Source organism: Duganella levis, from assembly GCF_009857605.1.
GTDB classification, from domain to species: Bacteria; Pseudomonadota; Gammaproteobacteria; order Burkholderiales; family Burkholderiaceae_D; genus Rugamonas; species Rugamonas levis.
Map to the genome: position 1 here is coordinate 426,531 of NZ_WWCT01000001.1, position 17,506 is coordinate 444,036.

General features: G+C 63.2%; 16 protein-coding genes. 11 read left to right on the forward strand and 5 right to left on the reverse strand.

Annotated elements, in window-relative coordinates:
- Positions 1 to 196 precede the first annotated feature (196 nt).
- Complete coding sequence (locus GTP69_RS31685; RefSeq protein ID WP_161053278.1) at positions 197 to 1,798, forward strand: methyl-accepting chemotaxis protein; 1,602 nt, start codon at positions 197 to 199, stop codon at positions 1,796 to 1,798.
- Here GTP69_RS31685 and GTP69_RS01905 read toward each other — a convergent pair whose 3' ends face one another.
- A complete protein-coding gene (locus tag GTP69_RS01905) occupies positions 1,799 to 2,452 on the reverse strand; it encodes an HAD family hydrolase (protein ID WP_161053279.1) in 654 nt (217 codons plus the stop codon).
- Positions 2,453 to 2,576: 124 nt separating this feature from the next.
- Between GTP69_RS01905 and GTP69_RS01910 the strand changes: the two genes are divergently transcribed.
- A complete protein-coding gene (locus tag GTP69_RS01910; protein WP_161053280.1) occupies positions 2,577 to 5,312 on the forward strand; it encodes a PAS domain S-box protein in 2,736 nt (911 codons plus the stop codon).
- 6 nt (positions 5,313 to 5,318) lie between these two features.
- On the opposite strand, the gene GTP69_RS01915 is transcribed toward GTP69_RS01910, so the two are convergent.
- Together GTP69_RS01915 and GTP69_RS01920 are read right to left on the reverse strand one after the other, a co-directional pair.
- Positions 5,319 to 5,957, reverse strand: a complete 639-nt coding sequence (locus tag GTP69_RS01915) for an FABP family protein (RefSeq protein ID WP_161053281.1) — start codon at positions 5,955 to 5,957, stop codon at positions 5,319 to 5,321.
- Positions 5,958 to 6,001: 44 nt separating this feature from the next.
- On the reverse strand, positions 6,002 to 6,970 hold the full coding sequence (locus tag GTP69_RS01920) for an MBL fold metallo-hydrolase (protein WP_161053282.1): 969 nt from the start codon (positions 6,968 to 6,970) through the stop codon (positions 6,002 to 6,004).
- Positions 6,971 to 7,113: 143 nt separating this feature from the next.
- On the opposite strand from GTP69_RS01920, the gene GTP69_RS01925 reads away from it, so the two are divergent.
- The gene (locus tag GTP69_RS01925) at positions 7,114 to 8,412 is read left to right on the forward strand and encodes an NCS2 family permease (protein WP_161053283.1); all 1,299 of its coding nucleotides are present in this window, start codon (positions 7,114 to 7,116) and stop codon (positions 8,410 to 8,412) included.
- On the opposite strand, the gene GTP69_RS01930 is transcribed toward GTP69_RS01925, so the two are convergent.
- Entirely contained in the window at positions 8,397 to 8,678 is a 282-nt protein-coding gene (locus tag GTP69_RS01930; protein WP_161053284.1) for a hypothetical protein, read from the reverse strand. The genes GTP69_RS01925 and GTP69_RS01930 overlap by 16 nt on opposite strands.
- 126 nt (positions 8,679 to 8,804) lie before the next feature.
- Between GTP69_RS01930 and GTP69_RS01935 the strand changes: the two genes are divergently transcribed.
- The 8 genes from GTP69_RS01935 to GTP69_RS01970 all read left to right on the forward strand — a co-directional run bounded on the left by GTP69_RS01935 (position 8,805) and on the right by GTP69_RS01970 (position 16,445).
- On the forward strand, positions 8,805 to 9,263 hold the full coding sequence (locus GTP69_RS01935; RefSeq protein ID WP_110847902.1) for an Lrp/AsnC family transcriptional regulator: 459 nt from the start codon (positions 8,805 to 8,807) through the stop codon (positions 9,261 to 9,263).
- A 73-nt stretch (positions 9,264 to 9,336) separates the two neighbouring features.
- Entirely contained in the window at positions 9,337 to 10,137 is an 801-nt protein-coding gene (locus tag GTP69_RS31690) for a beta/gamma crystallin-related protein (RefSeq protein ID WP_161053285.1), read from the forward strand.
- A gap of 58 nt (positions 10,138 to 10,195) precedes the next feature.
- Positions 10,196 to 10,714 carry a sigma-70 family RNA polymerase sigma factor gene (locus GTP69_RS01945; protein ID WP_161053286.1) on the forward strand — a complete coding sequence of 173 codons (519 nt, stop codon included), beginning with the start codon at positions 10,196 to 10,198 and terminating at the stop codon, positions 10,712 to 10,714.
- Positions 10,711 to 11,670: a FecR domain-containing protein gene (locus GTP69_RS01950; RefSeq protein WP_371867766.1), complete on the forward strand. Its 960-nt coding sequence runs from the start codon at positions 10,711 to 10,713 to the stop codon at positions 11,668 to 11,670. The genes GTP69_RS01945 and GTP69_RS01950 overlap by 4 nt, the downstream gene beginning before the upstream one ends.
- A gap of 91 nt (positions 11,671 to 11,761) precedes the next feature.
- Positions 11,762 to 14,224 carry a TonB-dependent siderophore receptor gene (locus GTP69_RS01955; protein ID WP_161053288.1) on the forward strand — a complete coding sequence of 821 codons (2,463 nt, stop codon included), beginning with the start codon at positions 11,762 to 11,764 and terminating at the stop codon, positions 14,222 to 14,224.
- 18 nt (positions 14,225 to 14,242) lie between these two features.
- The gene (locus tag GTP69_RS01960) at positions 14,243 to 14,500 is read left to right on the forward strand and encodes a DUF3649 domain-containing protein (protein ID WP_161053289.1); all 258 of its coding nucleotides are present in this window, start codon (positions 14,243 to 14,245) and stop codon (positions 14,498 to 14,500) included.
- Positions 14,497 to 16,098 carry a PepSY-associated TM helix domain-containing protein gene (locus GTP69_RS01965; RefSeq protein WP_161053290.1) on the forward strand — a complete coding sequence of 534 codons (1,602 nt, stop codon included), beginning with the start codon at positions 14,497 to 14,499 and terminating at the stop codon, positions 16,096 to 16,098. Before GTP69_RS01960 ends, GTP69_RS01965 begins: the two co-directional genes overlap by 4 nt.
- Positions 16,095 to 16,445 carry a DUF3325 domain-containing protein gene (locus GTP69_RS01970; protein WP_161053291.1) on the forward strand — a complete coding sequence of 117 codons (351 nt, stop codon included), beginning with the start codon at positions 16,095 to 16,097 and terminating at the stop codon, positions 16,443 to 16,445. Before GTP69_RS01965 ends, GTP69_RS01970 begins: the two co-directional genes overlap by 4 nt.
- Here GTP69_RS01970 and GTP69_RS01975 read toward each other — a convergent pair.
- Positions 16,361 to 17,413, reverse strand: coding sequence for an NAD(P)H-binding protein (locus GTP69_RS01975; RefSeq protein ID WP_161053292.1), 1,053 nt, complete (start codon positions 17,411 to 17,413; stop codon positions 16,361 to 16,363). The genes GTP69_RS01970 and GTP69_RS01975 overlap by 85 nt on opposite strands.
- Positions 17,414 to 17,506: the final 93 nt, after the last annotated feature.

Below are 17,506 nucleotides of genomic sequence, written 5' to 3' on the forward strand. Positions count from 1 at the left end.
CCAGCCCTACCAAGGCAATGTTTTAATATTTCAAATGCAGCAACACTGGTAATAATTATACCTCGAAAAAGCCGCATTTCGCAAGCTGTTGCTTGGCTCAAAAATATATTCATTCTATTAAGAAATATTACTTTGTTGCTATGGGATGTCACGCTACACTTTACATTCTCACTGGCAACTAACAATAAAACAAATCATGAATATTACTAATCTGAAGATTGGTCACCGGCTGACGATTGCATTCTCCCTCACCACCATGCTGATGGCGATCGTGGTGATCGTCGGCGCGCTTGGACTCCGCGCCACCAGCAACGCCATCAGCCTGACCATCCAGGACCGCTACATGAAAATCGGCCTGCTCAACGAGGTCAAAGACCACGTCTCGCAACAGTCGCGCAGCCTGCGCGACCTGCTGCTGATCGACGCCAGCGAAACCGGCGCGGAATACGCCGCCATCACCCAACGCAGCAAGGAAATCGGCGCCCTGCTCGACCAACTGGGCGGCATCCTGCACCAGCCGCAGGCGCTGGCCATGTTCAAGGAGTTGAATGACACCCGCGCCATCTACTCGCCGCTGCGCGACCAGATGGTCAGCGCCATCAAGGCCGGCGACAAGGACAGCGCCACCGCGCTGCTGCTGCAAAAAGTGCGGCCGGCGCAAACCGCCTACATCGGCGCGCTGGACAAATTGATCGCTTTCCAGGTGCAGCTGATGCGCGACTCCGGCACCGATGCCGAGCAAACTGCCAGCAGCTCCAGCACACTGATGATCGCACTGGGCGTGGCCGGCGCCGGCCTGGGCCTGTTCTTCGGCTGGTACGTCACGCGCAGCATCGTGCGGCCTATCGGTTATGCGGTGCGGGTGGCGCGCACGGTGGCCGGCGGCGACCTCAGTTCCGATATCCAGATCCGCAGCCGCGATGAAGTCGGCCAGTTGTCGGCCGCACTGAAGGATATGAACAGCAGCCTGATTGCCATCGTCTCCGAAGTGCGCAGAGGGACCGATTCGATCGGCACCGCCTCGGCCGAAATCGCCGCCGGTAATATGGACCTGTCGGAACGCACCGAACGCCAGGCTGGCTCGCTGGAGGAAACCGCATCGTCGATGGAAGAACTGACGTCGACCGTCAAGCAGAACGCCAACAACGCCAGCCAGGCCAACCAGCTGGCGATGTCGGCCTCCGACGTGGCGGGCAAAGGCGGCGCAGTGGTGGCGCAGGTAGTAGATACCATGGCCTCGATCAACGCCTCGTCGCGCAAGATCGTCGACATCATCTCGGTCATCGACGGCATCGCCTTCCAGACCAACATTCTGGCACTGAATGCGGCGGTAGAAGCCGCGCGCGCCGGTGAACAAGGCCGCGGCTTTGCCGTGGTGGCGACCGAAGTGCGCAATCTGGCGCAACGCTCGGCCGCCGCTGCCAAGGAGATCAAGGCCTTGATCGGCGACTCGGTCGACAAGGTCGATGCCGGCGCGCGCCTGGTCGACCAGGCCGGCGCCACGATGGAGGAAATCGTCGCCAGCGTGCGCCGCGTGACCGATATCATGGGCGAAATCGCCTTCGCCACGCAGGAGCAGTTATCCGGCATTGAACACATCAACGGCGCCATCACCGAAATGGACCAGTCCACTCAGCAGAACGCCGCGCTGGTCGAACAGGCGTCCGCCGCCGCCGTCACCATGCAGGAACAGGCCACGCACCTGGTGGATGCGGTCAGCGTCTTCAAGCTGGATGGCGCACGCCACCGCAGCGCCCTGCCGGCGCCGCGCAGCGCCCGCATCCCGCTCGGCGCTTAATCAAGCGGAGGCCAGCAGCGCCTCCACCTCGTCCCGCACCTGCGCCATGGAATCAACCACGCGCCAGGCGCCGGGAAAATCGTGATGCCGCGTCAGCGCATTGCGCAGGATGATGCAGCGGATGCCGGCCGCCGTCGCGGCTTGCAAGCCGCGCGGCGAATCCTCGACAACCAGCGCTTCGTCGGCGCGCACACCCATGCGCGCCAACCCAAGCAGATACGGCTCCGGCGACGGTTTGCTGTGGGTGTACGATTCATGCGTCAGCACGAACTCGAAATACTGCAATAGATCCAGCCGCTGGTGAATAATCTCGAAATGATCGGCATTTGAGCTAGTGACCACGCCCATGCGCAGGCGCGGCGTCAGCGCCGCCAGTACCTCGGCCACGCCGTCAATCGCCGGAATATGTTCGGATGCCAGCCGCGCCGCGTAGCGCACATTGCGTCCGCTACGCTCGGCCTCCATCCGCGCCTCGCTCAGCGGTGGCGCCAGCAAATGCCACGCGCCGCAGTTATCGGCCAGATACCAGTCGAAGAAGTGCTGCGCGCTGAGTTCCAGCCCGAAGGGACGGAACAGCTCCCGGTTCGCCTCGTAAAACAGCTGTTCGGTGTCGACCAGCACACCGTCGTTATCCCACAAAATCGCCCGCAGCATAATCCGCATTCCTTGTAAAGAACGGCACACCGACTGTGGCGTTGCCGCAGCGCGCATTGTACCCGCTGGTCTTGCCTGTCAGGGTGTGACATACTCGTTTCACCACAGCCCCACTCTCAGTGACATGGCCGTTTTCGCAACGCTACCGCGTAGCCTCAAGTTCCGCATGACGGTGGTCGTCGTCATGCTGGTACTAACGGCTACGCTGATCGTCACGCTGGTGGCGCTACTGCTGGCGGAACGCGACATGAAAAGCGTGATCGGCGACCAGCAATACGCGCTGCTGTCATCCGCCGCCGCCCAGGTGGATGCACAAATCACCGCCCGCAAAGTGCTGCTGGCCAGTCTGGCCGACACCCTGCCGCTCGACGCCGGCGCCAATCCCGCCGTGATGCAAGCCTACGTCGAACGTCATGCGGTGGCGCGCAAGGAATTCCTCAATCTGCACATCTTCACGCCGCAAGGCACGCTGCTGCACATGGAAGGCGATCATGCTGAACCAACGCGGGCGCTCAATCCGCGCAGCCGCGCCTTCCTGGAAAACGCGCTGGCCGGTGGCAAGCCGGTGATCTCGCCGCCTTACAAGAGCGTGGAAACCGGCCTGCCGTCGATCATGATCCTGCAACCGGTGCACGACGCGCAGGGCCGCACCGTCATGCTGCTGGGCGGCAGCATCGACCTGACCAACTCCACTTTCCTGGAGCAGATCGCCGCGCAAAAGCCCGGCAAGACCGGCTTCATGTTCATCATGACGCGCGAAGGCATCCTGCTGCATCACCCGAATCACCAGCGGCTGCTGGAGCACATCAACGCCCGCCCCGGCTACAACCGCGCCACCGAACTGGCGCTGCGCGGCTTCGAAGGCTGGACCGAGGCGGTGAACAAGGACGGCAGCGAAGGCATCTACTCGTACAAGCACCTGGAATCGACCGACTGGATTATCGGCGCCCGTTTCCCGGTCGATGAAGCATTCGCGCCGATGATCCAGATGCGCCAGCACGCCATGCTGGCCGCTGCCGTATTTGCCGTCATCGCCGGCATCATGGCGTGGCTGGCGATCCAGACGCTGTTCAAACCGATCGGCCGTTTGCACCGGAATATCGGCGATATCCGCAGCGGCGCAGCCGACATAAGCGTCCTGCAACGTCAGCGCTGCGACGAAATCGGCGAACTAAGCGCCGCCTTCTACGAATTGATCGCCGAACGCGAAGCCGCGCAAAAGGCCATCCGCGACAGCGAATCCCTGATCAGCAATATCCTGGAGCGCGCGCCGGACGCCTTTGTCAGCTGCGAAAACACCGGCATCGTCACCAAATGGAATGCCGCCGCCGAACGCACCTTCGGCTGGACCCGCGACGAGGCCATCGGCCGCAACATCGCGGAACTGATTGTGCCCCCCAGCCTGCGCAACACCCACCACACCGGCATGATGCAGTTTGCACTGGCCGGCAAAGGACCGATCATCAACACGCGCGTGCGCCTCACCGCCATGCACAAGGACGGCCACGAAATTCCGGTGGAACTGTCTCTCGGCGCGCTGCGCCACGACGGCGCCTACCACGCCACCGCCTTCCTGCACGATATTACGGATCAAGTGGCATATGAACAGCAAATCGCCGCCAGCGAAAAACGCCTGCGCACCATTGCCGACAGCATGCCGGCGCTGATCGCCTACATCGGCCGCGATCTGCGCTACCGCTTCACCAACGACCATTTCCGCGTGCTGCTGGGGCTCGATCCGCGCAGCATGCTGGACAAGCCGGTCAACGATGTACTGGGCGAGGATTTCGCCGGCAGCCTGCTGCAACTGAGCGAAGCGGCGCTGCGCGGCCAGCGCGTGCACTACGAGCGCGAAGGTGTTTATCGCGGCGTCAAGCGCCAGATGATGGGCGACCTGGTGCCCGACATCGGCGCCGACGGCAAGGTCTCCGGCTTCTACATGATGGCGCTGGATATCACCGAACGCAAAAACGCCGAACTGCAGCAGGCCGCCAGCGAAAAGCGCCTCAAGCTGCTGACCGATAACCTGCCGGTGCTGATTGCCTACCTGGACCGCGAGCGCAAGTTCCAGTTCCTCAATGCGACCTTCCAGCACTGGTTTGGCACCGATCCGCAAACGCTGATTGGCCACCACCTGGCCGAAGGCATCGGCGGCGACCAATACCGCACCGCCGAACCGCATCTGGACCAGGCCTATCGCGGCGAGGCCGCCACCTATGAGCTGCAAGCGCGCATTGGCGACCGCACGCACACACTGGAAACCACCTTCCTGCCCGAGCTATCGGCCGATGGCGAAGTACTGGGCATCTACTCGCTGACGCACGACACCACCCGCATGAAGGAAATCGAGGAGCGCCTCAAGCAGCTGGCGCGCATAGATAGCCTGACCGGCATCGCCAACCGGCTGATGTTCGAGGAGATCCTGCATTCGGCCGTGCTGCGGGTGCGCCGCAACCGCAAGCCGCTGGCGCTGGCCTATCTGGACATCGACTACTTCAAGGAGATCAACGACACGCTGGGCCACGGCGCCGGCGACCAGGTGCTGAAGGAGTTTGCCGCGCGCCTCACCGCCAGCGTGCGCGCTTCGGACACGGTGGCGCGGCTGGCCGGCGACGAATTCGTCATCGTCTTCGAGCTGGTGGCAAATGCAGAAGAAGCGGCGCGGCTGGCCGGCAAAATCGTCGAAGCCATGCACGCCCCCTTCACGCTGAACGGCGCGCCGCGCCACGTCACCACCAGCATCGGCGTGGCGCTGCATGAAGGCGACGATGAAACACCGGCGGAACTGGTAGCCCGCGCCGACAGTGCGCTGTACACCGCCAAACGCAATGGCCGCGACGGTTACGCCATCGCCGATTAGAGCTGATTAAGCCGGCACGCCGCTGGCCAGAGGATTCGGCAGCGGCTCGGCCACGCGGTGCAGCAGGTTGCGGTCGGTGTGGTGGAATTCTTCCTCGCCGCGCAGCAGCATCACGGTATCTTCTTCGTAGCCCCAGGTGCCGTCGTCGTTGATGGTGACCTTGATGCGGTACTCGACGGTCTTGAAACCATATTCCAGGAACGGATTGGAGCGAATGCCGTAAGTATCTGAATCCAGCCGCGCCACCAGTTCGAACTGTTTGGCGTCCGGCTCCACCACCGCCGACGCCATGGCGATCTGGCCGCGCGGGATGCCCAAGGTCTGGATCACAGTCTTGGTCTTCGGTTCCCACAGCCAGTAGCCCACCTGCTCGTGGTAAGTTTTGACGTTATCCGGCTTGTTGATGATGATCAGGTAGCGCAGGCCATAGAACAGCTGCGGACCGTTGGTGACCGGATCGATCGGATATAGCTCGATGCGTTCGACATACGCCTGCTTGCGCGCGCCGTCCGCCTTCGGCTTGGTATCCAGGCCGCGCTCCCCTTTCCAGATGCCCGCCATCGGCGTCAGTGGACCAAGGTTGGCCAGGGTGTTGACATCGACTGGCGACGGCTCGGTATAGATATCGGTGGAAAACTCGGTCATGCGTGGTCCTGTAGAAAATGAATGCAGGCGCTATTGTAAGTCTCTTAGAGCGTGATTTCCATGCCGTCGTAGGCCGACACAATCTCCAGCGGCGCCTCGCAGGTCACCTCGGCATAGCGCCGCGTTTCGGCCAGCACGCGCGAAATGCGCGCATCGTCGTACACCGGTTCATGATGGAACAGGCAAAGCTGGCGCACGCCTGCCAATTGGCATAGTTCGACACCTACCACATTGCTGGAATGGCCCCAATCGGCCTTCACCGAAATCGACTCCTCCAGCGAGTACATGGCGTCGAAGATCACCAGGTCGGCATCACGGAAGAAATCGACGAAGGCCGCGAGTCCGGCCGCGTCATCCAGCTTGTGTTCCGAATCGGTGGTGTAGATCATCGCCTTGCCGCCCTGCTCCAGCCGGTAGCCGTAGGAGTCGCCGCCGTGCAGTTGCAGTTTGGCCGTCACCGTCACGTCGCGCACTTGCAGCGGCACGCCGGGCGTCATCTGCACGAACGAGATGTCGGCCGCCAACTGATCGAACGGCACCGGAAAACTGATCGGGTCCTGCTGGCGGCGCAGCGCCGCTTCCAGCTCCTGGTGGCAGCCGTAGATGATGATGCGGTTGCCCGGAATGTAAGCTGGTGTAAAAAACGGGAAGCCCATGATGTGATCCCAGTGCAGGTGTGACAGGAACACATGATAGGTCTGCGGTAGCGCAGCGCCGTAGCGCGCCAGCTTGGCGCCGCCCAGCGGCCGCACGCCTGAACCCAGGTCGAGGATGATGTGTTCATGCACCGCATCCCCATCCCAGGCTTCGACTTCCACGCAGCTGGAATTGCCGCCATAGGTGCCGCGCACGTCGAAGCTCAGTTCATGGTCGACATAATCCGCCACTTTTTCAGGCGTATCGAGATCGCGGCCGATGGCGCCTTCCAGCGCCGTCACCAGCTTGGCGCGAATTTGTTTGTGGTTCAGGGCGACCGGCAATGAGCCCCGCGCGCCCCAGATGCGTGCCTTCATGCGGCGCCCATGGTAGAGTGTAATAGACAACTAATTTTGCATTATCGCATTCTTTTATATATTTGGCACCTCCGGCTGCCACAGCCATCCGTGCTATTCTTTCGCCCTCGACGAATTTAACAGTCACTAGCAGGAGCGCGCGCATGCCGTCACTACAACAATTTTTTAAGCTCGCAGAGCACGGCACCAACGTCCGCACCGAAGTCGTCGCGGGGGTTACCACCTTCCTGACGATGGCGTATATCATCTTCGTCAACCCGGCGATCCTGGGCGACGCCGGCGTGCCGAAGGACGCGGTGTTCGTCGCCACCTGTCTGGCCGCCGCGCTGGGCACCATCATCATGGGCGTGTACGCCAACTACCCGATCGGCATGGCGCCGGGTATGGGCCTGAACGCCTATTTCGCCTACGCCGTGGTGCTGGGCATGGGCGTGCCGTGGCAGTCCGCGCTGGGCGCCGTGTTCATCTCCGGCTGCCTGTTCATCATCGTCAGCCTGTTCAAAATACGAGAGCACATCGTCAACGGCATACCGCATTCGCTGCGGGTGGCAATTACCGTCGGCCTGGGATTGTTCCTGGCGCTGATCGCGATGAAGAGCGCCGGCCTGGTGGTGGCCAATCCGGAAACGCTGGTGCGCGTGGGCGACGTCCACAATCCGCACACCATCATGGCCATCTTCGGCTTCCTGCTGATCGTCACGCTGGATCGCCTGAAGGTGCCGGGCGCGCTGTTGATCGGCATTGTGGCGGTGACGGTGCTGAGCTTTTTCTTCGGCGGGAATACCTTCCACGGCTTCATGTCGCTGCCGCCGTCGATCGAACCGACGCTGTTCCATCTTGACCTGCAAGGCGCGCTGGGTCTCGGCCTGTTCAACGTGGTGCTGGTCTTCTTCCTGGTCGAACTGTTTGACGCCACCGGCACGTTGATGGGCGTGGCCTCGCGCGCTGGCCTGCTGGTCAACGGCCGCATGGAGCGCCTGAATAAAGCGCTGCTGGCCGACAGCACCGCCATCGTGGCCGGCTCCCTGCTGGGCACTTCCAGCACCACCGCGTATCTGGAAAGCGCAGCGGGCGTGCAAGCCGGCGGCCGCACCGGCCTGACCGCGCTGGTGGTTGCCGTGCTGTTCCTGGCTGCGCTGTTCTTCGCGCCGATTGCCGGCGTGGTGCCGGCCTACGCCACCGCGCCGGCGCTGCTGTTCGTCGCCTGCCTGATGTTGCGCGACCTGGTCGATGTGGACTGGAGCGACACCACCGAAAGCGTGCCGGCCGCGATTACCGCGCTGGTGATTCCGTTCACTTACTCGATCGCGCACGGCATCGCCTTTGGCTTCATCACCTACGCTGGCCTGAAACTGCTGACCGGCCAGGCGCGCCAAGTCAAGCCGGTGGTGTGGATCATCGCCGTGGTGTTCCTGATTAAATACACCTACGTCACCGCCTGACGAGCATTGTTGACTACCAATGTCGGCATTTCCCGGATCGGCAACACGCCGATCAGGTTATGCAGCCGCATGCGGCACAACGTCAGAATATCTTCCTCCGGCGCCGCCAATCGTATTTGCACTTCCATGCCATACGGCGTGGAGGTGGTACGCAGCGCGCGCAGCTCAACATCCAATCGCCGCACGACCTGTAACGCCGCCTCCAGCGTGGCGATAGATGCATCCGGCTCGATGCAGAAGCGGTAGGTTTTTTGTGTGGTATCCATGCTGATAGCATAGCCATAAACACAAAAAATAGGCTTCTCAGATCTATACTAAATTAGCCGAATGGCAGCAGATTGTCCTGCATCGCTTAAAATACATGGAATATTCATCCTTACGAATGCCAATCCATGGAAATCGACGAAATCGATCGCCGCATCCTGCGCGAATTGCGCATGGACGGCCGCCTGAGCAACACCAAGCTGGCCGAAAAAGTCGGCCTGTCCACCACGCCCTGCTGGAACCGCGTGCGCGCACTGGAAGAAGGCGGCATGATCGAAGGCTACGCCGCCCTGCTCAGCCAGACGGCGCTCGGCTACCCCGACACCGTCATCATCGAAGTCACGCTGGACCGGCATGACGACGATATCTTCGAAAAATTCGGCCAGGCGCTGGCCACCCTGCCGGAAGTGATGGAAGCCTATTTGCTGACCGGCGACTATGACTACCTGATCAAGGTGGCCGTCGCCGGCACCGCCGGCTACGAGGAATTCCTGCGCAAGAAGCTCTACAAACTGCCGGGCCTGAAACACAGCCGCTCCACCTTCGTGCTGCGCTGCCTGAAACGCGCGCATTCCGTCGAGCCCTAACTGTGTGCGCTTGCGTACAGATGCGAGAGCGGAAAAAGTTCATGCTTAAACTTCATCCAATCAGGAGAAGACAATGAACAACACCATAAAAATCGCCGTGGCAGCCGCCGCACTGGGTATGGCATCGCAAGCCTTTGCACAAATCACATTCTATGAAGGCGAAGGCTTGCGCGGCCGCGCCTATTCCGCCAACACTCAGGTGCGCGACCTGTCGCGCAATGGCTTCAACGACCGCGCCTCGTCGGTGGTGGTAGACCGCGGCCAGTGGGAAGTCTGCGAAGACGCCAACTTCCGCGGCCAATGCATGGTGCTGCGCCGTGGCAGCTACGAATCGCTGCGCGGCATGGGACTGAACGACCGCATCTCGTCGGTACGCCCAGTCAAAATGCGCGACCGTTATGAAAACGAAGCACCGCCGCCAGTTGCGCAACCAAGCTACGAATGGCGCCGCCGTCCGAGCGAGCGTGTCATCGACGTGCCTATCCGCGACGTACGCGCCGTGGTTGGCTCGCCAGAGCAGCGCTGCTGGGTTGAGCGTCAACAGGTCAACGAACCATCGCGTCCTAACGCCGGCGGCGTGATCGCCGGTGCGCTGATCGGCGGCATTCTCGGCCACCAGGTCGGCGGCGGCACTGGTCGTGACGTCGCTACCGCAGGCGGTGCAATCGCCGGCGCGGCCATCGGCAACAACGTCGCCAACCAGAACAACATCTCCACCCGTGACGTCCGCCGTTGCGAAAACGTCGGCAACCAAAAGCCGGAATACTGGGAAGTCACCTATGACTACCGTGGCGTGCAGCACCGCGTGCAAATGAGTACGCCACCGGGCAACACCATCGGCGTCAACGCCAAGACCGGCGAACCACGCATGTAAGGTGCTTGCGGCGGCTGTCCGTGTGATATAGAATGAGAATCATTCCTATTCTCATATCATGACAGTCGCCGCTTCCTCGATCAAGCATCCGCACTTCACCGCCCTGTACAGCCAGCACCACTCCTGGCTACAGCGCTGGCTGTGCGTCAAGCTGGGTAACGCCAGCGATGCGGACGATCTGGCGCAAGACACCTTCACCCGCATTCTCGGCCGCGCCGATCTGGCCGCGCTGCACGAACCGCGCGCCTTCCTCACCACGGTAGCTAAAGGTGTACTGGTCAACTGGTATCAGCGCCAGGCGCTGGAACGCGCCTATCTGGAAGCGCTGGCCGCCCTGCCCGAACCCACCGCCATCTCGCCGGAACAGCGACTGCTGATCTTCGAAACGCTGCACGTCATCGACGACATGCTGGACGCGCTGCCGCCCAAGGTCAAGCAAGCCTTCCTGATGGCGCAGCTGGACGGCATGGGCTACGCCGACATCGCCGCGCATCTTGACCTGTCGCTCATCACCATCAAGCGCTATATGAAACAGGCCTTCCTGCAATGCCTGCTGGCGATGGAGGACATGCCGTGAACGCCCGCGTATCGCCCGAAGCGCTGGAACAGGCGGCCGAATGGCTGGTGCGCCTGCAAGACGGCGCCACCACCGAAGACCACGCCGCCTGCGAAGAGTGGCGCGCCAGCGACCCGCAACACGCACTGGCGTGGGAACGCGCCGAACGCCTTCTCGATAAACTGGGCACGCTGCCTCCCGAACTCGCGATGCCGGTGCTGAACCGCGCACATGACGGCCACCGTGCCGGCCGCCGCGCAGCAGTCGCCCGCATTGTCGCGCTGATGCTGACCGTGCCGGTGGCATGGGGCGGCTGGCGTTACGCGCAATCGCAGGAGTGGACCGCCGATATCCGTACCGCCGTCGGCGAACGCCGCACGGTCACGCTGGCCGACGGCACCAGCGTCACGCTCAACACCGCCAGCGCCATCGACGTCCGCTTCACGGCAACCGAGCGCCTGATCGTGCTGCGCAGCGGCGAGATCCTGGTCCGCAGCGGCCACGCACCGGACGCCGGCCCGCTGCGCGTGCGCACAGCGGAAGGCGTGATGGAGCCGCTCGGCACCGTGTTCAATGTACGCCGCTACGAATGCAGCACCAGCCTCGCCGTGCTGGAAGGCGCAGTGCGTGTCACGCCCACCGCCAGCGCCGCATCGCACATCATCAACGCCGGCGAGCAGACCCGCTTCAACCAGAAGCACGTCGCCCCGCTGCGCATCCTTGATCCAGCACTGAGCGCCTGGACCCGTGGCATGCTGCTGGCCGACCAGATGCGGCTCGACGAACTGGTGGCCGAACTGTCGCGCTACCGCAATGGCCTGGTGCGCGTCGATCCGTCGGTGGCGGCGCTGCACGTCTCCGGCGCCTTCCCGATCGGTGATAGCGAACGCACGCTGGATATGCTGGTCTCCACCTACCCGGTCGATGCCGTCCAGCGCTTGCGCGGCTACTGGATTACGCTGATTCCCCGCACCTGAAAATATTTTTCCATTTGGCTGATACTTTTTTGCGACTCGGCTGGCATACAGGCAGACACCCTCTATCTGCCACCGAAAGGAAGTAACCGCAATGCCAGCCAACCGCCCTGCCTCGTCCGAACGCCGACTCCCACGCGCCATCCGCATCGCCCTGCTCAGCATGACGCTGGCCGCCGGCCATGCCGCCACGGGCGCCAGCGCCATGGCCGCCGAAGCGCCGGCCGCCGCTCAGCAGGCATACCAACTGCCGGCCGGTCCGCTGGGCCGCACGCTGTCCGGCGTGGCGGTCAACGCAGGCATCTCGCTGTCCTTCGATCCAGCCCTCACCGCAGGCTTGAACAGCCCTGCACTGCAAGGCAGCTATACCCCGCGCGCAGCGCTGGAACATCTGCTGGCCGGCAGCGGCCTGGTACTGGTGTCCCGCACCGACGGCACGCTGACGCTGCAAAAACACGCCTCTTCATCCAGCACCGCTGCCGGCGCCGCAGCCGCCGCACCAGCCACGCTGGCCCAGGTCGAAGTCCACGGCGTCACCGATGGCGCGCCGGGCCAGGCCCGCAGCACCGGCGCCACCGGCCTGGAACTGTCGATACGCGACACGCCACAATCCGTCAGCGTCATGACCGCCCAGCGCATCGCCGACCAGCACCTGGAAACGCTGCAAGACGTGGTCGGACAAACGACCGGCATCACCCTGGAACATTCATCCGCCAGCCGCGAGACCGACCAGCTGTTCTCGCGCGGCTTCGCCATCGACACCTATATGTTCGACGGCATCCCGACCACCAAGCTGGTGGAGCCGGCCGGCTTTGACGCCGCCATCTACGAGCGCATCGAAGTCGTACGCGGCGCCGCAGGCCTGATGGGCGGGAACGGCAGCCCGGCCGCCGCCATCAACCTGGTGCGCAAGCGTCCGACGCGCGAACTGCACGCGGAGGCCGAACTGGAAGCCGGCAGCTGGGACAAGTACCGCGCCCAGGCAGACATCTCGGCGCCGCTGAGCGAAGATAAGCACGTGCGCGGCCGCGTGGTAGTGGCCCATCAAAACGCCGACTCCTACGTCGACCGCTATCATCAGGACAAGGATCTGTTCTACAGCATCGTCGAAGCGGACCTCGGCCCGTCCACGCTGCTGAGCGCAGGCTTGAGCTACCAGAACGAGCGACTGGATGGCGCCAGCCGTGGCTTCGCCGTCTATTACAGCGACGGCACCAAGACCGATTTCCCGCGCTCGACCAACAGCGCCTCCAGCTCCAGCTACTACATCCGCAAGCAAAGCCTGGCCTTCGCTACGCTGGAACATTACTTCGCCAATGACTGGACCGCGAAAGTCGCGATCAACTATGCCGCCAACCAGTACGACGCGGTGCAAGGCTATGCTGGCCAAGGCTCGCTGGACCGCCAGACCGGCGCCGGCCTGTCGCTGTGGCAGACCAAGTGGAACAGCAAACCGGAACAGTTCTCGGTCGATGCCGTGGCCAGCGGCCCATTCGAGGCCTTTGGCCGCAAGCACGAAGCGGTGATTGGCTTCAGCGCCTCCGATATGAAGAACACCGGCCCAAGCTACCCAGCGTGGATTTTGCCGGGCTACGACGCCACCGTGCCGAACTTCTTCACCTGGAACGGCAATTCGCCGACGCCCAACTACGTCGGCACCATCAAAGGCAGTTACACGGAAAAAGAAAAGCAACTGGCCGGCTATGGCTCGCTGCGACTGCGTCCGACCGATGACGTATCGGTCATCCTCGGCGCGCGCGTCACCAACTGGAAGCGCACCACCGAAAGCGTAAGCTGGGGTTCGCCGACCGTGAACGACGAAGTTGAAAGCAACCGCAATATCACCCCGTACGCCGGTGTGGTCTACACCATCAATCCGCAGTGGTCGACCTACGCCAGCTACACCGGCATCTTCTCGCCGCAGACCTACCGTGACCGCAACAATCGCGTGATCGATCCACTGGAAGGCAAGAACGCGGAAGTCGGCATCAAGGGCGATCTGCTGGACGGTCTGCTGAGTACCAGCCTGTCGGTGTTCCGCATGCGCCAGGATAATCTGGCCGAAATGGATGCCGACCAGCTGGTGCTGCCGGATGGCTCCAACGCCTACCACACCGTCAAAGGCGCGACCGCCAAGGGCTTTGAGCTGGAAGTGTCGGGCCAGATCCGGCGCGGCTGGCAACTGACCGCCGGCTACGCCCATTCGCGCATCGAAGACCAGCAAGGCAACCGCCTGCAAACCAGCCAGCCGCTGAACAACTTCAAACTTTGGACCAGCTACGACCTGGCCAACGTCGGCAACGGCCTGACGCTGGGCGGTGGCGTGAACTGGCAAGGCGATATCTACCAGGACGGCATGGGCCCGAACGGCGAACGCTTCACGCAGCACAGCTACGCGCTGGTGGCCTTGATGGCGCGCTATCGCATCAGCAAGGAGCTGTCGGCAACGGTCAATGTCAATAATGCGCTGGACAAGCATTACTACTCGACCGGCTACGGCAACTACTACGGCGATCCGCGCAATGTGACGGTGTCGCTCAACTACCGCTTCCGCTAAGCCGACGGAGGCCACGACATGAACCGCATTGCTGCCGCCATCGTAGGCGGCTACCTGTTTGCCTCCAGCGGCGGCGCGCTGCTGTCTGCACTCAATGGACCGGGCAGCGACGCCATGCTGGGCGGCGCACTGCTTGGCCTGGCGTTGTATGCGCCGGCCATCATCTGGGCCTTTGCCACGCGTAGCGCGATGCGCGCCTGGGCCGGACTGCTGGGCGCCAGCTTCAGCCTTGCGGTGCTGACCGCAGTTGCCGGCGCCACCGGAGCCGTAGCATGACCGGCGGCCTGCGTCAGCGCATGGCGTGGCTGCATACCTGGGTGGGGGTGTGGGTGTGCTGGCTGGCCTTCGCCATTTTCCTGACCGGCACCCTGAGCGTATTCGTCGATCCCATCTCCGACTGGATGCGGCCGGAGCAAGTGCAGGAGCCGGCCGCCGCGCCGTTTGCCGGCCCGCTAGATCACGCACAGCAGCTCAAACACGGCCTGCGCTTTCTGGAGCAGCACGCGGCCAACAGCAAGATGTGGGAGCTGTGGCCACGCGCCGGCAAGGATGAATTTCAGGTGTTCTGGCTGAACGACAAAGGCTATTACGCCGATGCGCACCTGTCCACGGCCACCGGCGCGGCATTGCCGGAAGAAGCCAGTGCGGTGCGCGACACCTTGGGCGGTCAGCATTTCGTCGAGTTCCATCACGCGTTGCATGCCGGGACCACCGGCCTGTGGATCGTCGGTGCGGCATCGGCGGCCATGCTGGTGGCGCTGATTTCCGGTGTCATCACGCATAAGCGCATCTTCAAGGATTTCTTCACCTTCCGCCCGGCCAAGGGCCAGCGTTCGTGGCTGGACGCGCACAATCTGGCGGGCGTGTTGACGCTGCCCTTCCTGTTCATGATCGTCTACAGCGGGCTGGCGATCAGCTGGAGCACGTATATGCCGGCCATTCCGTGGGCGCAGGAACTGCGCACCCGCGAAACTGCAAATGTGCGCGAGTACGGCCCTGAGAGCAAGCCATCCGGCCGGCCCGGCCTGCTGACGTCACTGAATCCGCTGGTGCATGTCGCCGAAGCGACCTTCCACAGCCCTGCCTATGCGGTGGTGGTCAACCATCCTGGCGATGCGGCGATGACGGTGGATGTCTACGGCACCACGTCGCCTGACACACAGGACGGCAACCTGCTGAGCAAACGTGGCGTGATGAAGTTCGACGGCGTCACCGGCGCGCTGCGCGAGACCGAAATGCCGCACCGCGCACCGCCCAACGGTGCGCGCGCCACCATGGCCACGCTGGACGAGCTACATCGCCTGCATTTCGCCGGTTCGGTGATCCGCTGGATCTACTTCGTGGCCGGCATGGCGGGCACCATGATGATGGCCACCGGCGCGATCCTGTTTATGGTGAAGCGCCGCCAGAAATCGCTGAACGAATTCGGCGCCGGCACGCCGCGCGTCTATCGCATCATCGACGTGCTGAATGTGGCCACCGTGGCCGGCTTGTCGCTGGCGTGTATCGGCTTCCTGTGGTCCAACCGGTTGCTGCCGCATGACCTGGTGGAGCGGCACGAATGGGAAGTGGCAGCCTTCTTTGGCGTGTGGCTGGCGGCCTTGCTGCATGCCGCACTGCGTCCGCCGGCGCGAGCGTGGCGCGAACAGTTGTGGGCTGGCGCGGTGCTGTGCGTGCTGCTACCATTATTGAATGTGCTGACCACCGGCCAGCATCTGCTGGCTTATCTGGCGCAGCGCGACATCGAACGCGCCGCCGTCGAGCTGACCGCCATTGCCATCGGCGCCCTGCTGGCCGCCGCCGCGCTACGCGTGCGCAGCGCGGCCCCGCGCAAGACGGCTTCCGCAACCGCCATGAAAAAGGCTGCATCATGAGTTACGCCCTTGTCGTACTGACCGCACTCGGACTGTGCTTTGCCGGCATGAGCGCGTTATCGCTGACGATCGACCGCCATCACAAACAGGTCTATGGCGCCGATGCGCCGGCTCGCAAGCGTTACCTGCTGCACGCCGGCGGCACGCTGCTGCTGGCATTGGCCATCGTGCCATGTGTGCTGCTGTGGGGCTCGGGCGCCGGATTCGTCGCGTGGATCGGCATGCTGACAGTCGGCGCGCTGCTGGCTGCCGGCTTGCTGCCTTACTGGCCAACGCGCATTGCGCCATTGGCGGCCGTCGCCGGTGCACTAGGCTTGGTCGGCATCGCCGGGCTGGCGCTGACCTGAGCCGTTGCATGAGGTGGTGCGTCGGCCGGCAAGCAGCCCTGCCCCTGCAAGGTACGGCGAACGGCAATGTCCAACGGCGTATGCGGCTCAGTGCCAAGCGCCTTGCGTAACCGGGCATTGGACATGCGCACCGGCTGCCGCCACAGATAACGCATCTCGCGCAATTCGCGGAACACCGTCACAAACGGCGCCGCCAGCGTGACCAGCCACCAGGGGAAGGCGCCGGCTTTCAATTGCGGCTGGCCGGCCGCGCGCGCAATCGCAGCGGCCATCTGCATGCCATCGCCATCCCAGTGCCCCTCCATCTGATAGACAGCCACCTGCGGCAGCGCCTCGCCCAGTTCCAGCAACCGCACCATGGTCTCCGCCACATCCGGCAGGTAAGCCCACTGATGGCCCACGCCCGGCGACGCCGGATTGCTGATCGCCGTCACCGGCTTGCCCGGCTTGACCAGCCCTTGCGCGAACCAGTTGTTGCCCGCATCCGGCCCGAAGAAATCGCCCGCCCGCACAATCAGCACTGGCAGGCCGGAGGCGCGCAGACGCCGCTCCATCTCCACCCGGATCGCGCCCTTGCGGGTCACCGGCCGCTGTGGCGCATCTTCCGTGATGTGCAGGTACACATCCGGCCCGTAATTGTAGACGGTACCCGGCAGCAGAATCCGCGCACCGCTGGCGCGTGCCGCCGCCATCGTGTTCTCCAGCATTGGCAACACCAGCTGGCCCCAGTTGCGATAACCCGGCGGATTCACCGCATGCACAATCAGCTGCACGCCCTGCGCAGCAGCCACCACGTCGTCATGTTCCATCGCATCGCCGGACAGCCATTGCAAGCCGTCGCCGCTCTTTGCCACACGCTCCGGCGCGCGGTGCAAAGCCTTCACCTGCCAGCCACGCGCCAGCAGCACCCGTGCCACTTCTCCGCCAATGCCGCCCGTTGCGCCCAATACCAGTGCCACTTTGTCCATGCTGTTCTCCTGTGTGAGTTGATGGATGTAGTGTGCCCTCGCGCGAGCTAAAAGAAAATTACCGAAAGCTGCATAGCCGCTATACAATTTCGT

What these genes read in the sequence shown, in the direction of transcription:
- GTP69_RS01970 (WP_161053291.1), top strand. Translation starts at nt 16,095, where the DNA reads ATGAGTTACGCCCTTGTCGTACTGACCGCACTCGGACTGTGCTTTGCC.
- GTP69_RS01965 (WP_161053290.1), top strand. Translation starts at nt 14,497, where the DNA reads ATGACCGGCGGCCTGCGTCAGCGCATGGCGTGGCTGCATACCTGGGTG.
- GTP69_RS01905 (WP_161053279.1), bottom strand. Translation starts at nt 2,452, where the DNA reads ATGCTGCGGGCGATTTTGTGGGATAACGACGGTGTGCTGGTCGACACC.
- GTP69_RS01945 (WP_161053286.1), top strand. Translation starts at nt 10,196, where the DNA reads ATGACAGTCGCCGCTTCCTCGATCAAGCATCCGCACTTCACCGCCCTG.
- GTP69_RS31685 (WP_161053278.1), top strand. Translation starts at nt 197, where the DNA reads ATGAATATTACTAATCTGAAGATTGGTCACCGGCTGACGATTGCATTC.
- GTP69_RS01915 (WP_161053281.1), bottom strand. Translation starts at nt 5,957, where the DNA reads ATGACCGAGTTTTCCACCGATATCTATACCGAGCCGTCGCCAGTCGAT.
- GTP69_RS01935 (WP_110847902.1), top strand. Translation starts at nt 8,805, where the DNA reads ATGGAAATCGACGAAATCGATCGCCGCATCCTGCGCGAATTGCGCATG.
- GTP69_RS01930 (WP_161053284.1), bottom strand. Translation starts at nt 8,678, where the DNA reads ATGGATACCACACAAAAAACCTACCGCTTCTGCATCGAGCCGGATGCA.
- GTP69_RS01925 (WP_161053283.1), top strand. Translation starts at nt 7,114, where the DNA reads ATGCCGTCACTACAACAATTTTTTAAGCTCGCAGAGCACGGCACCAAC.
- GTP69_RS01960 (WP_161053289.1), top strand. Translation starts at nt 14,243, where the DNA reads ATGAACCGCATTGCTGCCGCCATCGTAGGCGGCTACCTGTTTGCCTCC.
- GTP69_RS01975 (WP_161053292.1), bottom strand. Translation starts at nt 17,413, where the DNA reads ATGGACAAAGTGGCACTGGTATTGGGCGCAACGGGCGGCATTGGCGGA.
- GTP69_RS01920 (WP_161053282.1), bottom strand. Translation starts at nt 6,970, where the DNA reads ATGAAGGCACGCATCTGGGGCGCGCGGGGCTCATTGCCGGTCGCCCTG.
- GTP69_RS01910 (WP_161053280.1), top strand. Translation starts at nt 2,577, where the DNA reads ATGGCCGTTTTCGCAACGCTACCGCGTAGCCTCAAGTTCCGCATGACG.
- GTP69_RS01955 (WP_161053288.1), top strand. Translation starts at nt 11,762, where the DNA reads ATGCCAGCCAACCGCCCTGCCTCGTCCGAACGCCGACTCCCACGCGCC.
- GTP69_RS31690 (WP_161053285.1), top strand. Translation starts at nt 9,337, where the DNA reads ATGAACAACACCATAAAAATCGCCGTGGCAGCCGCCGCACTGGGTATG.